Source organism: Spiroplasma endosymbiont of Amphimallon solstitiale (assembly GCF_964030965.1).
Lineage (GTDB): Bacteria > Bacillota_I > Bacilli_A > Mycoplasmatales > VBWQ01 > Spiroplasma_E.
In genome coordinates this window covers 679,947-695,590 of the sequence record NZ_OZ034999.1, presented here as the reverse complement: position 1 = coordinate 695,590, position 15,644 = coordinate 679,947, and the positions used below count along the sequence as shown (strand labels likewise).

The 15,644-nt window shown below is 22.8% G+C and carries 18 protein-coding genes and 1 pseudogene; 9 read left to right on the top strand and 10 right to left on the bottom strand.

Annotation, left to right across the window (positions count from 1 at the left end; genetic code table 4):
• Positions 1–33: 33 nt before the first annotated feature.
• Positions 34–870: an Mbov_0401 family ICE element transposase-like protein gene (locus AAHH39_RS04315; protein WP_342218972.1), complete on the bottom strand. Its 837-nt coding sequence runs from the start codon at positions 868–870 to the stop codon at positions 34–36.
• 15 nt (positions 871–885) lie between these two features.
• The gene (locus AAHH39_RS04310) at positions 886–1,323 is read right to left on the bottom strand and encodes a hypothetical protein (RefSeq protein WP_342218971.1); all 438 of its coding nucleotides are present in this window, start codon (positions 1,321–1,323) and stop codon (positions 886–888) included.
• 292 nt (positions 1,324–1,615) lie between these two features.
• Between AAHH39_RS04310 and AAHH39_RS04305 the strand changes: the two genes are divergently transcribed.
• Both AAHH39_RS04305 and AAHH39_RS04300 read left to right on the top strand, forming a co-directional pair.
• Complete coding sequence (locus AAHH39_RS04305) at positions 1,616–1,885, top strand: hypothetical protein (protein ID WP_338986957.1); 270 nt, start codon at positions 1,616–1,618, stop codon at positions 1,883–1,885.
• A gap of 17 nt (positions 1,886–1,902) precedes the next feature.
• Positions 1,903–2,085: a hypothetical protein gene (locus AAHH39_RS04300; protein WP_338987598.1), complete on the top strand. Its 183-nt coding sequence runs from the start codon at positions 1,903–1,905 to the stop codon at positions 2,083–2,085.
• Positions 2,086–2,227: 142 nt separating this feature from the next.
• Here AAHH39_RS04300 and AAHH39_RS04295 read toward each other — a convergent pair whose 3' ends face one another.
• Entirely contained in the window at positions 2,228–3,466 is a 1,239-nt protein-coding gene (locus tag AAHH39_RS04295) for an IS256 family transposase (protein WP_342219299.1), read from the bottom strand.
• A 334-nt stretch (positions 3,467–3,800) separates the two neighbouring features.
• Here AAHH39_RS04295 and AAHH39_RS04290 point away from each other — a divergent pair, with 334 nt between their 5' ends.
• Positions 3,801–4,586, top strand: a complete 786-nt coding sequence (locus AAHH39_RS04290) for a hypothetical protein (protein ID WP_342218970.1) — start codon at positions 3,801–3,803, stop codon at positions 4,584–4,586.
• On the opposite strand, the pseudogene AAHH39_RS04285 reads toward AAHH39_RS04290, so the two are convergent.
• Positions 4,578–4,691 (bottom strand): annotated as a pseudogene (locus tag AAHH39_RS04285) (IS30 family transposase); the annotation flags it as partial. The gene AAHH39_RS04290 and the pseudogene AAHH39_RS04285 overlap by 9 nt on opposite strands.
• Positions 4,692–4,736: 45 nt before the next feature.
• Positions 4,737–5,693: an IS30 family transposase gene (locus tag AAHH39_RS04280; protein WP_342218969.1), complete on the bottom strand. Its 957-nt coding sequence runs from the start codon at positions 5,691–5,693 to the stop codon at positions 4,737–4,739.
• 252 nt (positions 5,694–5,945) lie between these two features.
• Here AAHH39_RS04280 and AAHH39_RS04275 point away from each other — a divergent pair, with 252 nt between their 5' ends.
• Positions 5,946–6,656, top strand: a complete 711-nt coding sequence (locus AAHH39_RS04275) for a hypothetical protein (RefSeq protein ID WP_342218968.1) — start codon at positions 5,946–5,948, stop codon at positions 6,654–6,656.
• 16 nt (positions 6,657–6,672) lie between these two features.
• Positions 6,673–7,452, top strand: coding sequence for an alpha/beta hydrolase-fold protein (locus AAHH39_RS04270; protein ID WP_342218967.1), 780 nt, complete (start codon positions 6,673–6,675; stop codon positions 7,450–7,452).
• On the opposite strand, the gene AAHH39_RS04265 is transcribed toward AAHH39_RS04270, so the two are convergent.
• Positions 7,449–7,736: a SemiSWEET family sugar transporter gene (locus AAHH39_RS04265; RefSeq protein WP_342218966.1), complete on the bottom strand. Its 288-nt coding sequence runs from the start codon at positions 7,734–7,736 to the stop codon at positions 7,449–7,451. The two genes, AAHH39_RS04270 and AAHH39_RS04265, sit on opposite strands and share 4 nt — an antisense overlap.
• Positions 7,737–8,084: 348 nt before the next feature.
• On the opposite strand from AAHH39_RS04265, the gene AAHH39_RS04260 reads away from it, so the two are divergent.
• A complete protein-coding gene (locus tag AAHH39_RS04260) occupies positions 8,085–8,456 on the top strand; it encodes a hypothetical protein (RefSeq protein WP_342218965.1) in 372 nt (123 codons plus the stop codon).
• A 69-nt stretch (positions 8,457–8,525) separates the two neighbouring features.
• Here AAHH39_RS04260 and AAHH39_RS04255 read toward each other — a convergent pair whose 3' ends face one another.
• Both AAHH39_RS04255 and AAHH39_RS04250 read right to left on the bottom strand, forming a co-directional pair.
• The gene (locus AAHH39_RS04255; protein WP_342218964.1) at positions 8,526–9,149 is read right to left on the bottom strand and encodes a transposase; all 624 of its coding nucleotides are present in this window, start codon (positions 9,147–9,149) and stop codon (positions 8,526–8,528) included.
• A 15-nt stretch (positions 9,150–9,164) separates the two neighbouring features.
• Positions 9,165–9,656: a transposase-like zinc-binding domain-containing protein gene (locus tag AAHH39_RS04250; protein WP_342218963.1), complete on the bottom strand. Its 492-nt coding sequence runs from the start codon at positions 9,654–9,656 to the stop codon at positions 9,165–9,167.
• Positions 9,657–9,809: 153 nt separating this feature from the next.
• Between AAHH39_RS04250 and AAHH39_RS04245 the strand changes: the two genes are divergently transcribed.
• On the top strand, positions 9,810–10,238 hold the full coding sequence (locus AAHH39_RS04245) for a DUF3137 domain-containing protein (protein ID WP_342218962.1): 429 nt from the start codon (positions 9,810–9,812) through the stop codon (positions 10,236–10,238).
• 41 nt (positions 10,239–10,279) lie between these two features.
• On the opposite strand, the gene AAHH39_RS04240 is transcribed toward AAHH39_RS04245, so the two are convergent.
• Together AAHH39_RS04240 and AAHH39_RS04235 are read right to left on the bottom strand one after the other, a co-directional pair.
• Positions 10,280–11,902: an ABC transporter ATP-binding protein/permease gene (locus tag AAHH39_RS04240; RefSeq protein WP_342218961.1), complete on the bottom strand. Its 1,623-nt coding sequence runs from the start codon at positions 11,900–11,902 to the stop codon at positions 10,280–10,282.
• Positions 11,903–12,302: 400 nt separating this feature from the next.
• On the bottom strand, positions 12,303–13,247 hold the full coding sequence (locus AAHH39_RS04235) for an IS30 family transposase (RefSeq protein WP_342217458.1): 945 nt from the start codon (positions 13,245–13,247) through the stop codon (positions 12,303–12,305).
• Between the two features lie 113 nt (positions 13,248–13,360).
• On the opposite strand from AAHH39_RS04235, the gene AAHH39_RS04230 reads away from it, so the two are divergent.
• Both AAHH39_RS04230 and AAHH39_RS04225 read left to right on the top strand, forming a co-directional pair.
• Positions 13,361–14,791: a hypothetical protein gene (locus AAHH39_RS04230; RefSeq protein WP_342218960.1), complete on the top strand. Its 1,431-nt coding sequence runs from the start codon at positions 13,361–13,363 to the stop codon at positions 14,789–14,791.
• A gap of 2 nt (positions 14,792–14,793) precedes the next feature.
• Positions 14,794–15,555: a hypothetical protein gene (locus AAHH39_RS04225; RefSeq protein ID WP_342218959.1), complete on the top strand. Its 762-nt coding sequence runs from the start codon at positions 14,794–14,796 to the stop codon at positions 15,553–15,555.
• The last annotated feature ends 89 nt before the right edge of the window (positions 15,556–15,644 follow it).

Sequence of the window (15,644 nt, the reverse complement as noted above, 5' to 3'; positions counted from 1 at the left end):
CAGATTTCTAAAAAGCCTCAATAAAAATTTTGATTATGTTTTAGAATTCACAAGATTACACTTAAAAATAACCATTTTAATATAAATATCTATGCTATATGTTCTATTACCAAGCATTTCTTTTAAAATATATCAAATATTACTTTCAGCAAAAGTACCAATATTTCATTTTGCACCTTGATTTTCAATTCCTTGTTTATTATTTTTAAAATATTGTTTTTTTAATTTTTTATGATTTTTTAATATTTCATTCATATACTTTATTAATTCATCATATTGACCATTTTCAATAAAGTTTCTACAAGTATTATATTCTTCAAAATATTTTCCTTTGTTTCCAGCAATAATTCCTACATACAACTTTTTAACTAAATGGAATTTATCTAAAACAAATTGTGCATCTAAATAATTAGCAACATCTTTAATTCATTCTGCACTATTTCCACAAATAATGATTTTTGCTTGGTCAAAATTTTCAAAAAATCTATTTCCTTGTTCTAAAATAAATTCAGCAGTTTTTTGAACTCCAATTTTAGTTTTTGTTGGTCTTATTATTACATCTACTCTTTTATTAACTAATTTATGATTAACATTATCTGTACAAAATAACACTAAACGCATTGAATATTTACCAGAATTTCGTTTAAATTTTCAAAACTTTCGATGTCCATCATCAATACTAATATAAATAAATTGATTTGGTTCTAATTTTATTTTAGGAACATCTAATTTACTAACTTGATATTCTTGAAATAATCTACTAATACTTGTTGTGCTAAATTTTGTTTGTTTCATAGTATGTAAAATGTCAATATACCTTTTTCCATCTGCAAAATGTTCCTTTAATTTTGTAGAAAAGTAATGATACATGATAAAGTGTTATTTTTAGAGAATTTTTACACTAAATAATGTTACTTTTAACAAATTTTTAATTAAAAATAATATTTTAAGTGTAAATTGATGAATAATTTTTGGTCATCCATACTTTTCTACATAATTAAAAAAATGTTCAATAACATTATTTTTGATATCTTGACAAGTCCTTTTGTATTTAGGTAATTGCAATTTTTCATCTAATAAACAAATAGGAACTCATTTTTTTAATTGTTCATCATAATATTTATAATCACGACATTTATAAGTAACAAGACCATTGATAGTATTTCTAGTTCTTGTTTTAATTTTAACGGGGATATATTTTCTATCTCTTTCTTTTAAGATTCTTCAATCTGTTTTTTCTCATTGATTTTTTACATCATCTCTAAATGATTGATACATTCTTTTTGTTGCTTCTTTTAAAGTTCATAAATAATTAAAATTCATATTTTTTCTCCTAACTTTTTTTAAATTTTAAATTTATTGTAAATATATTTAAAAAATTAATTTACTTTTTTATTATAAACATATATAAGTGTAATTTAAAATTAAATCAAAACTTTTTAAAAAACGACTTTCATATTTAAAATATAATAAACAATTTCAATATAATTAATAGTATAGGTATCATAAAATAAACGCCTTTAATTTAGGTTTTATTTTGCATTTATAAGCATACTTGTAAAAATAATCAAAAATAGTACAATTTAGAAGTAAAATTAAGGAAAAAGGAGAGTTTATGAAAAAAATAATTAAATGTTTTATAAAAAAATGTCAGAATGACATAATATCTGTTACTAATGAGCCTACTGTTTTTTGTAGTGAACATGATATTAAGTTTTCAAATTTTCTTGATGACCAATTAATTTCAGATGAAATAGTAGAAGAATGAAAAGAAAATCCTGAATTATATGAACAGTTTATTGATGTAGTAACAATACAATTTATTTATCAAGAAAATGAAAAAAATAAAAAGTATAATTCCAAAAAAAAGTTAAATAAATTTTAAAAAAGGAGAAATTTATTATGAAAACATGAATAAAAACAAATTTTCAAAAAATAGCATTATCATTTGCTGTAATAACTGGTGTTACCGGTTTAATATTAGGAATAGTTTCATATAATAAAACTAATCAATTAACATATTTTTTTGATTATGACCATGAAGCGCACTGGGGGGGCAATAATTTGAGCAAGACCAGTAAATAACAAACATAAAATTACTCTTTACTGAGCATCAAATAAATTAACTGATGACACAGTAAAATGAGATGGTATTTATCCAGATGGATATTTTGATAATTAAATCGAGGCTTTTTAGAAATCTGTGTATCTTTGTTTTACAAAGATACTAGTTTAGATTAATTCTGTCTTCAAATTTTATCATAAAATGAGCAATTGCTGTATTTCAATTTTGAATAGGCAATGTTCATTTTTTTGTTATATTTTCAATTGCTAAATAAAATATTTTAAAAACTGACATATCATTAGGAAAAGCTTTTTTGTTTCTAATAACTTTTCGTAATTGACTATTAACAGATTCAATAGCATTTGTTGTATAAATTACTCTTTTGATTTCTGCAGGATAACTAATAAAAATCATCAAATTTTCTCAATTTTTATATCAAGATTTAGCAATTTGGGGATATTGTTTATTTCATTTACTTTCAAATGATTCTAAAGCTTGCATTGCTTGTTCTTCACTACATGCACTATAAATTGGTTTTAAATCTGTAACTAGAGTTTTTCGATGTTTGTATGAAACATATTTTAAACTATTTCGAATTTGATGAACAATGCATAATTGATGTTCTGTTTTAGGATAAACTGCTTGTATTGCTTCTGACATGCCTGTTAAATTATCACTACAAGCAATCAAAATATCATTTAAGCCTCGATTTTTCATTTCTGTGAAATTAGCTAATCAAAATTTAGCACCTTCATTTTCACTAATTCATAAGCCTAAAACATCTTTTTTACCTTCTAAATCAACTCCTAATGCTATATAAACTGATTTATTAATAATCCGTTTATCTTGTCGAACTTTAACTACTATACAATCAAAATAAACAATCGGATAAATGCTTTCTAATGGTCGATTTTGTCATGCTTTGACATCATCAATAACATCATCAGTAATTTGACTAATAACACTTTCACTAATATCAGCACCATGATATAACTCTTGTAACTGCATTCTAATGTCAGATAGAGTCATACCTTTTGCATATAGTGAAAGCACTTGTTGATCAAAACCATCAAATCTTCACTGTCTTTTTGCAACTATTACAGGAGTAAAATCACTATTGCGATCTCTTGGTACATCAATCTCAATTTTACCTTGTTGAGTTATTAATTTTTTTGAACTTGTACCATTACGAGCATTTTCAGTATTACTATGTTGATTTTTTTCATATCCTAAATAATTTTGCATTTCAGAATTCAACATTTTTTCAACTAAACGTTTTGTTAATTCTTTATATAAACCCCCTTCTTTAAAAACTGTTGTTAAATCTTCAGTATTTTCTAATAATAAATCTACTGCTTTTGATATTGGATCATTATTATTAATATTTTGTTTTTTAGCCATCTGTAACTCACTCTTTCTAGTCATTTAATTATATTTACTAGAATTAATTAAACATAGTTATTTTTGTAAGTTACACAGATTACTAAACATTGCCAAGTTATATGCTGTTAGTATAAATGAACCTTTAACTGAAAATAATATTGATAATTTATATATCATTAATAATTATTCACAACCTTATCAAAATCCAAAAACAAGAAGTACTAAAAGTATTACTATTATTAAAATTAAAGATTTTAAAACACGAGATGGTTATCCCATTATTATTAAACTACAAAAACCATTAGATAAAGATACCAAAGTAATTGGTTTAAAAATTAAAGCCCCTAGAAGCATGATTTTCGGCAATATAAAGGTGCTTGGTGAAGTTGACAATATGGAAGTATACCCAAAGTTATTTGTTAAAGATAAGATAGCATTTCCCCTATTATCAATGCCTATTGAAACTCAACCAAAAGTTAGAATATTACAACAATGATTTAGTGAACAAATTTTACCATGAAAGTTAGCAAAGCAATTTATAGAACAAGAAAAATCAGTTTTAGATTTAATTGCTATTGGTGGTGGTACAGAAACAAGAAAAGAAATTATTAATAATGCAAGAATAACTCATGCTTGGTTAGGATATGAAATGGGTACTGTTTGAGATGGTAAATGACCATTAAAGAAAGAAAAGGAATTAAAAGATAAAGAAGTTTGAAATTTCCCTGGCGAAAGTCAATTTTATCAATATGTTGCAACTAATAATAAATTCAATGATATTGAAATTGAAATAAAAGATGCGCCAACAGTTGATAGTTTACAACAATTACTATTAGATATGTTAACTTATACATATAATTACAATAAAAATTTTGATGGTGCATCTTTAATAACTCCCCCAAATAAAATGGATATATTACGAGCAAAATTTGAAAATCAAAAACCAGATGAAGTAATTAGTAATTTGTTTAAACAGTGAAAACTAGATTATCCAAATTATATTAGTTTATCACAAGTGCAAATATTAAAACAAATAGTAATTATGTTATCAAATAATATTTATTCTAATATGTCTATTAATAAAGGTTTAAATGATGACCTGAATTGTAAATATAAATGGGACAGTTTTTTAAAATAATTGTATTAAATCTATTGGTCTTTTATAAGATAGTGATTTTCTGGGTGTAGAATTAATTTGAAATGCTATAGTATTTAAATCTTTTTGTTTATATGAAGATAGATCCTTTAATTTTGTAGAAAAGTAATGATACATGATAAAGTGTTATTTTTAGAGAATTTTTACACTAAATAATGTTACTTTTAACAAATTTTTAATTAAAAATAATATTTTAAGTGTAAATTGATGAATAATTTTTGGTCATCCATACTTTTCTACATAATTAAAAGATAGATCTGTAGATTTTGGTAAATATCTTCTTAAAATATCATTATTATTTTCATTTAAACCTCTTTGACAAGGTTTACCAGGATCTGCAAAATAAATCTTAACATTACAATTTTTTTCGATTAATTTTCATTTACTAAATTCTTTACCACGATCAAAAGTAATAGTTTTAACTGTTCCTTTTTGTAACTTTGAAATAAATTTTATTATACTTTTTGTAATATTTTCTGATTTATTATTTTTAGTTGCTAAAGGAATTGTGGTTTTTGATCATATATCAGCTAAAGTAATAATAGAACTTTTATGATCTTTACCAATGATAGTATCACCCTCTAAATGACCAAATTCTTCTATATTTTTAATATTAGGAATGATTAAATTTCTTTCATGAATAGACTTACAATTATTAATTCTGCCCCTAGTTTCTTTTTGTTTGTGAGGTTTATTTTTTCCTTTTCTCAATAAGTTATTTTCATCAAAACCCATTCGATTTGTTTTAAACATGTTATATAAAGTTTTTGTTGAAATACTTTTTATTTTATTTTCCTTTAAAAAATTAGCAATTATATCAAGAGCATAATTTTTAGTAATTAACAAATGATTAATAGTATTAATTTCTATTAAAGTTAAAATTATTAATTTTCTACCTGCATTTTGTTTATTTTTTTGAATTTTATTCAATATTTCTAATGGCAATAAGTTTTGATTTAATAATCTACAAACTCTATGTACAGTTGATTTACTATAATCAATGGCTTTTGCTATTTTACGAATCGAAAATCCATAACTTTTATATTCTTTTATTGCTATTATTGATTCAATAGTCAGATACTTATACATTGTGCTAATTCCTTTCTTTTCTTAATTATAGAATTAACACAATTTAATTTTTATATAAGTGTCCTTTTTAATTTTACAATTCAGGAATATAATTAATTATCAATGATATTATTGGCAATTAAATATAATAAATAAGTACATAATGTTACTTATTTATTTCAATGTTATAATTATTTTAAGATTAAATTTAAAAATATATAATTAGATTGGAAGTAAAAAATGATTCCCGAATATCAATTATTTAACCATCTTTTGCTTTTAAAAAGTAATTATTTTTTTAAGCGCGAAATTAAAAAAAAATTAGGTCATTTAAAAGCAAAAGATTATCGTAATACTTATAACTTAATATTTAATAGTAATCAAAATTTAATGTTTATGAAAATAATAAGTGTTTATTTATATTTTAATAAAATTTCTTATAAAGAATATTTAAGATTAGTTGCAAATTTTATATTAACTATTTCTGCTTTAATTCCTACTTTTAAGCGTCAAGAAAAACAGTTAGATGATTATCAAAATGCCAAGGAACTTTTATTATTACTTGGATGTAAAGACCAAATAAAAGTTTGGTTTGATGATACTTCAAAAGTAGTATTACCTGATTTTTTGATAAATAATTCTAATTTGAAAAAAGAAAGTTTGCTAATAATTAAAAGATTGGTAAATATTAGTGGTAATATTTTTATTAATTTAACTAAGAATGAAACAAACATAAAAAATAATTATGAGTTTGGAAGTTTATTAATGTTATTTTACTTGTTGGATTTAGAAACTAGAAAAACATTGCTGACAAAAGATAGTACTGATTTAAATTTAAAAGCTTTTTTTTCATATGAAACTTTATTTACTAATAAGTTGATAATTTTAGATGAATTGGTTAAATGTGCTATGCGCTTAGAACAAACTAATTTTAATTTTTATATTAGAATAATGAATTATTCTTTGTTAGGAAATTATCAATAAATTAAGGAGAAAAAATATGAATAATTATGATGTAAAAGTTGAAAATATTAAAAGTAAATTTTTAAATATTAATAAAGATATTATTATTGCTTTACCTTCTATTTATGATCAAAATATTGCTTATGAAGTTTATTTAGTTTTTGATGGTAAAGATATGTTACTTAATAGTAATAGTAATATTTTATTTGAAAATAATAGTAATTGTATTTTTATTGGTATTGGTAGTACCAATAATATGACTCGTTTTAATGATTTAGCAACTTATACCAATGATGATGTAAAAATATTAATGACAAAATATTTTCCTGAATTAAAAAAAAGTAACATTGATTTTCTTGGTGGTAATGGTAAAAATTACTTAGAATTTATTATTAATGAAGTTATACCATTTGTTATTAAAAAGTTTAATTTAAAAATTAAAAATTTAAATGCCATTGGTTGTTCTTTGGGAGCATATTTTTGTTTACAAATGTTATATTTATCAAAATTACAATTTACAAAATTATTATTATTTTCGCCAGCAATTTGATTTAATTCACAAATTATTGAAGATTTAAAAACTAAAGTTTTAAATAATAATCAACCTTTAACAGTTGAACTATGGGTAGGAAAAAAAGAACCAAAGTTTTTTGAAGGCAAATTAGTAACAAATTATGAAAGTAATACTATTGAATTAAAAAAAATATTAACTAATAGAAAAATTACTACTAATCTAGTAATTGATGAAAATGGTAGTCATGGTTTTAAATGATGAATTAAATATATTAATGAAAATCCTTTAATTCTTATTAGCTAATTGAAACTATGGTTTTTCTTTTTTTCTAAAATATTATTAATTTTTAGAATTAAAATAATACTTGCAAAAAATAATACAATAGTATTAGTTGTAATAATAGCAGGTTGATTAGACAATATTGCAAAAATAATTCATGTTATTGCTGATAGTACAAAAATAATATACATATATAATGATAATGATTTTGTATCTCTGGTGCGAATTATTTTAAAACTTTGAGGAATTAAAACAATACTAGTTAAAATTACTCCAATCGAAGATAAAATATTAATTGTAAGTTCCATATCTTTCTCTCCTAAATTCTTACTATATTTTAGTATTCTAAATGTTATTATAAGATATTAATGGTTAAGTTGATAGTAAAAATAATAATTTTAAGTATAATTATTTTAATAAATTAATATATGGGAGGAAAAATGAGCAGAAATAATAGTATTATAAAGTTTAATGAGAATGAATTAAAAATTATTAAAGAAAATATACATTCAATTTATAACAAGATTTTAAATACTTCCTTTAAGCGAATGTTTATAAGCAATGTATATAAAATTATTGCTTATATTATTTTGGCATTAGGTTTTTTTACTATTATGTTAGGGATAATTTTTCTGAGTAGTTTATTACCTGAAAAAGTGTCTAGCACATTTTATTTAGTAATAGTTATTATTGGTATTATTTTTATTTTAGTTGGAACATTGTTAGTAACAGTTGGACAAACTTTTTCCAAAAAAATAAAACGAGAATTTTTAGAATATAATATTAATTATTTAAAAATGGTAGTTAATTCTACTTTTAAGGCAGTTGAAATTACTAATGTTACTAATAATTTTACCATTGTACCACAAAAATTCTTAGTTATTGGTAGTGATTTTAATCATCGTGTTTGAACTGAAAAAGTTATTATTGGTAGTATTAATGATAAAAATTTTAATTGTGGAACAACGTTAGAAAAGATTACTAGAACTTACAAGACAGGAAAAACTTTTAATTTTGTAGAAAAGTAGTGGTAAAATAAAAAAAGTCATCAACTTGACTTAAAATTTGATTTTATTAAATTTTGGGATTTATTTTTTTTACAAACTGAAATATAACACATTGGATTTTTGATAAGGGGTTAATCCGTAGTGTTGATATTTTCATTTCCATAAATTGAGGTAATTTTGAATATTGGTAAATCCAATGCCATGGTAATGAGTAATAAATTCTTTTAAACTTGATTGTATTTTATTGACATTACTTAATTTTTTATAATTTAATTCTTTATTTTCTTTTGATTTAAACTGCTGGATAGTGGATTTAGTTTGTTTAGCTACTGTATCATATAATACTTGCATATCACAAACTATAATTGAATTTTCTTCGATAAGTTTCGATGTTAAGTTTTCTTGTACTCATTTTTTATTTAATCTTTTAGTATTTGTTGTTTGAGCATAGATATTTCGGTTTTCATCAATTGCCATTTGAATACAACAATTTAAATCTTTAGCATTTTCTTCAATTCATTGTTTTCTTGGATCATTTGGATCTTTAAAGTTTCCTTTATGAATTTCTTTGATAAAAGTTTCGTCAACTTCAATTCTAGCTTTTAATTTTACAAATTGATTTTGTGTTTTTACTAATTGTGTTGATTTCATAAATTTTTGACGATTAAATCAGGCAGTTTTATTCTTTAATTTTGTAGAAAAGTAATGATACATGATAAAGTGTTATTTTTAGAGAATTTTTACACTAAATAATGTTACTTTTAACAAATTTTTAATTAAAAATAATATTTTAAGTGTAAATTGATGAATAATTTTTGGTCATCCATACTTTTCTACATAATTAAAAGTTTTATTTGTAGTATTAATAAATTGAGAAATAATGTAAGCAGATTGACTTAAAGTAGCTATTTGTATCAATAAATCTCATTGATCATGAGATAAATGACTTCAATAAAAATAATGATTTTTAAAAGCATGAAAAGTAATATTACAACTTTTACATTTATATCTTTGCTTATAATCTTTACTACCATATTTAGTACACAAAAAAGAACTACAATCTGGACATTGAATCCCTTTCTCTTTGAATTTTTGTTCGACTGCTTCAAATTTTTCTTTTTTCTCAATTTGTTTAATTCTAGTTTTATTTTCTCTAAAAATCTCAATAAAATCTTTATCAGACAAATTATTTAAAATTTCTTTTACTGTATTTTTATTCATTTAAAATCACCTCTTTAATATTAAAAATACCATATAAAAATATATTTTTGCTAATTTTACTAATACCACTACTTTTCTACAAAATTAAAGGGAAAAACTACAACTACTAGTACTACATATAATCGATATCTTTATTTTACGTGTTTAATTGATATGCAAGATGTAATAACAACGATTGTTCCTGAAACATTAGGTTCAAGAATTATGGGTTCAAATCGTGGTGATCAACTTGAATCAGCAGCATTTGAAAAGTTATTTGCTCTTGATTATAGTGATCCAATTAAGTTAAGAAAGTTATTAGTGCCGAAAGTAATGAGCAAAATGGTTGATTTAGCAAATACACAAGAAAAAATACCACGTATTTATGTTAATAAAAATCAAGTCACTCTAATGTTTCCTTATATGAATATTGGTTCTGATAATAGTTCTACTGCTAATTTATTAAATTTAGTTATTGCTAATAGTGAAGAAAAATTATTAGAAAATATTGTTGAAATGTTAAATTTTACATTAGATATTATAATAAACTCTTATCAATGAGTAGTAAGTTTAGATTTAAGTAAGGAATTATTATTTAAATAATTAAAAAATATTAAAAGTGATTGGGAATCCCAATCACTTTTTTAATCTTGTCATTTTAATTTGCGAGCAGCAATTGCCATAAAAATTGCTAGTATTATTAAACTAATACCTCCATATAAATACATTTCTCATGTCATTTTAAATGTTCCATTTCAACATTCAAAGTAAGGCAAAGTAGAGTATTTAAATGGTGAGAAATAACTAATAATATTTAATACTTTACTACTTGTAATTCAATCAATAGGCATAATTGAGCCACTTAAGTAAGCAACAGGTAAATATAATACGTTGGCAACAGCAATAAATGAAGTAATAGTCTTAAATAGTGATGCTAACATTATTCCTAAACCAATAGTAGTAATAATAATAATAATAATTCATGGAATCGAAGCACCAATTTGAGTAGGAAGAGCAATAACACTTCAGCCATACGTACCACCAAAGTAAATGCCACCTCATAATAATGTTCATAAGAAAGAAATTATTGAAGCAAATACACCGATGATAATTACAGCAGTAACAAAAAATAAAGGATGAATATTAGTTGCACCAATTCTTTTTAGTAATACAGATAATTTAAATTCAATAATTGTTTGAGGAATAATAAATATTCCAACTGAAATAATATTAACAATCGCAATACCAGCAATCATTTGTTTAACAGCAGTAATGGTGCCAGCAACATCAGCACCAGTATGCCGTATTGATTCTCCTTGAATTCCCAAGATTAGAATTGGATAAACAATTAGAAAAAATGGAACAAAGAAGCCTTTTAGATAATATTTAAACATTAAATTCAATAACGGTATTTGTTTAGAAGGGCGTGTTTTTGCGGCATTTACAATTTTGTTTGGATCTTGCTGACCTTTTTTCTTAGATAATGCTTCTTTTTCTGCAGCAATAGTAGGTTTTTTATATTTTCGAAATTGTTGAGATGTATAGTTATGAACTGAACCATATTCTTTAACAACTTCTTTAACAGTCCGTTTTTCAATAATGTCACCATCATGCATATAAATGATACGTGTACAGAAATGTTCAATTTCACTCATGTTATGAGTAACTAAAATCATTGCTACATTTTTTTCAACAATATTTTTTTGTAAAAAATCAAATATTTCTTCCTTAACTTCAATATCTAAACCAGTTGATACTTCATCTAAAATAACCAAGTCAGGTTTATGAATAACACTTAATAATATATTAAGTCGTTGTTGTTGACCACCAGATAGAAACATAATATTTTTATTTTTAGCAGCTGATAATTGATAGGTATTTAATAATTCATTTAATTGACCAACATTGATTTCGATATTAAATGTTTCTAAATAATAAGTAAGCATATCCATAACAGTAATCCCTGGTGGATATTTTGATTCTTGAAATTGAAAACCAATAACAATGCCTTCTTTTTTTTCAATAACTCCTGAAGTTGCATGTCTAATACCAGCAATAATTTCTGTTAGTGTTGACTTACCACTACCATTTGCACCAATGATTCCAATTCGCTCACCAGTTTTAATTTGAATATTTAATTTATTTAAAACCGTTTTATCACCGTATACTTTAACAATGTCAGTAGCATTAATTAGAAAGTCACTATTTTTAACTCTTTTTTCATGTGTTGTTTCTGTTAAATTTGTTTTCGTTTCTTTTTCTAACATTTTTTATTTCCTCTCCTTTCAATCTAAACTACTATTTTCACTATCTAAATTTGGTTCTAGTAAATCATTATATATCATCTTGGTGCTGTTAACAATTAAAATATGAGTAAATAATTTTTATTTTAGTTAAGTAATATTATTAATATTTTTTAAATATGTTTTTAAAAGTTATCTTTTTTATAAAAATTTGAATTAATAGTATTATTTATAACACTATTTTAAAATAGTGTATTATTACGATAATATTAAAAGAATATAAGTTTTTAACCCTTTACTTTATTTTTGAAAGTAAGTGGTTTTTTATTTCCTGAATTGTAAATATAAATGGGACAGTTTTTTAAAATAATTGTATTAAATCTATTGGTCTTTCCTGAATTGTAAATATAAATGGGACAGTTTTTTAAAATAATTGTATTAAATCTATTGGTCTTTTATAAGATAGTGATTTTCTGGGTGTAGAATTAATTTGAAATGCTATAGTATTTAAATCTTTTTGTTTATATGAAGATAGATCTGTAGATTTTGGTAAATATCTTCTTAAAATACCATTATTATTTTCATTTAAACCTCTTTGACAAGGTTTACCAGGATCTGCAAAATAAATCTTAACATTACAATTTTTTTCGATTAATTTTCATTTACTAAATTCTTTACCACGATCAAAAGTAATAGTTTTAACTGTTCCTTTTTGTAACTTTGAAATAAATTTTATTATACTTTTTGTAATATTTTCTGATTTATTATTTTTAGTTGCTAAAGGAATTGTGGTTTTTGATCATATATCAGCTAAAGTAATAATAGAACTTTTATGATCTTTACCAATGATAGTATCACCCTCTAAATGACCAAATTCTTCTATATTTTTAATATTAGGAATGATTAAATTTCTTTCATGAATAGACTTACAATTATTAATTCTGCCTCTAGTTTCTTTTTGTTTGTGAGGTTTATTTTTTCCTTTTCTCAATAAGTTATTTTCATCAAAACCCATTCGATTTGTTTTAAACATGTTATATAAAGTTTTTGTTGAAATACTTTTTATTTTATTTTCCTTTAAAAAATTAGCAATTATATCAAGAGCATAATTTTTAGTAATTAACAAATGATTAATAGTATTAATTTCTATTAAAGTTAAAATTATTAATTTTCTACCTGCATTTTGTTTATTTTTTTGAATTTTATTCAATATTTCTAATGGTAATAAGTTTTGATTTAATAATCTACAAACTCTATGTACAGTTGATTTACTATAATCAATGGCTTTTGCTATTTTACGAATCGAAAATCCATAACTTTTATATTCTTTTATTGCTATTATTGATTCAATAGTCAGATACTTATACATTGTGCTAATTCCTTTCTTTTCTTAATTATAGAATTAACACAATTTAATTTTTATATAAGTGTCCTTTTTAATTTTACAATTCAGGTTTCTAAAAAGAAAGGATAGTATATATTATGAAAATTTTTAATATAAATTATTGATTTAAAGCATGAACATTAACTGCTTTTAGTTTTGACCAACAAAATAAAAAAACACATGATCTATCAATAGCAATGCCTATGACAAAAAATGAAATGATAACAAGAAATCAATTATTAATTGATAATAAAAATATTACAACGATATTATATTTTAATTTAAATAGAATTAAAAGGGAAACTAATTCAATTGATAATATAAATATAATTAAAATTTATGAATTAAATTTATTACAAATTCAAGAATTAACAAAAAAACAGATTCAAAACATTCAAGTATGAGATATTACAATAATTAGAGAAAAACAAATATCATGATTTAAACCAGAACAAATTTCATGATTTACAGAAACTCAAATTCAATCATTTACAGAAAAACAAATTAAATCGTTTGAACCATATCAAATACAAGCATTTACTCCAAAACAAATTTCATGATTTAAACTAGAACAAATCCCATGATTTACTTCAGAACAAGTCCAGTGTTTTACACAAAAACAGATTCAATCCTTTACAGAAGAACAAATTAACAAGTTTACACCAGAAAAAACTAAATTATTTTTATGAGAAGTTTTATGATTAACATCGGCACAACTTTCAGAAATAGCACCAGAGCAAATTTCAAAAATTTCCCTAGAACATTTTTTATTATTAACAATTTCTCAAATTAAAGCATTGACCCCAATACAAATTAAAGCATTAACAAAAGAACAAATTCAAATTTTTAGAATACAAAAAATTAAAGCATTAACAGAAGAACAAATTCAATCATTGATGCCTAAACAAATTTCATGATTTAAACCAGAACAAATTTTATCATTATGAACATGACAAATTTCAGAATTTACAGAAGAACAAATTAAATCATTAACAAGAGAGCAAATTGAAGTTTTTACAATACCCCCAATACAAATTAAATTTTTTAAACCAGAGCAAATTTCATGATTTAAACCAGAGCAAATTTCAAAATTTACAGAAGAACAAATTTCAGAATTTACGGAAAAACAAATTCAAGAGTTTTTACCACTACAAATTAGATCATTGACCCCAGTACAAGTTAAATCATTGACGAAACAACAAGTAAGTTCATTTTATTTATGACAAATTTTAGAATTTAAAGCAAGTCAATTAGTGCAACTATCACCATTGAAAAAACAATATTTTACATCAATTATAAATGGTAATAATTTTAATATTAAAACATGAGATGGTAAAATTAAAAGTTGTATACATGAAGCAGGACATATTATGAATGATTTTAATTCCGAGTTTTTTAAAGATTTTATTATTTCAATGGAAGTTTTTAATAGAGAACATGTCACAGGAATAACCAAACTTAATATTACTGGCTATATAATATATATTCTTGACTTAGATCTGTACTTGGTGGTGCTTCAGCTGAAATAGTTATGAAATATCCGTACCCTTATTATCGTAATGGTCATGAAGTAGCGCCAAATATAAAAATAGTCCATGAAATGTTAGTAATAAAAAGAAGGCAAATTTCAAATTTAGATTTTCAAATTTTAATTGAACAATTAAAAAAGGATTCAATAAAAGTAATAGAAGATAATAAAATAGCATTTAGTAAAATAATCGAAATATGTAGTATTTTCAGTAAAGTTACTAAAGAAGAAATTGAATATATTTTTAAATATAAAAGTTTGCCAGTAATAGTCGAAAATATAAAAAGTCAAATTCAACAACGTATAAATAATATTGATTGAAATGAAATAAATTCATTTCATTTACAAAGTATAAAAAAAGTATTAGTAAATGCCAAAGATAATTTTGTTGGAAATGAATGATTATTATTTTTAGCCTGTGCTATTTTTGTTTCAATGGGGTTTGGTTTTGTTTATAATAAACCATTTTCTTTAAAATCACAAATCGATAAAACAATAGCAGAAAGTAATTTAGAGAATTTAACAGAGTTAGTTACTATTGATCGACAATTTCATCAAACAGAAATAAACATGAAAACAGTATTTCTAATTAATAATGCAAGTAATGAAGATTTAGATCAACATCAAAAAGAAATTGATAAAGAAATAAAGCATCATAAAGGAGAAATAATTCCTTTATTACAAGATGAAATAGCTTCAATAAATAATGTTGATTTGCAAAATCAACTTTCAATAAGTGGACATAGTAGATTGTTATTTACTTAAATGGTTTTAATAATTATTATCATTAAAATTAGAATATATGTCATTAATTTAATTAATAACAAAATATTTTTCATTAAATATTTTGTTAT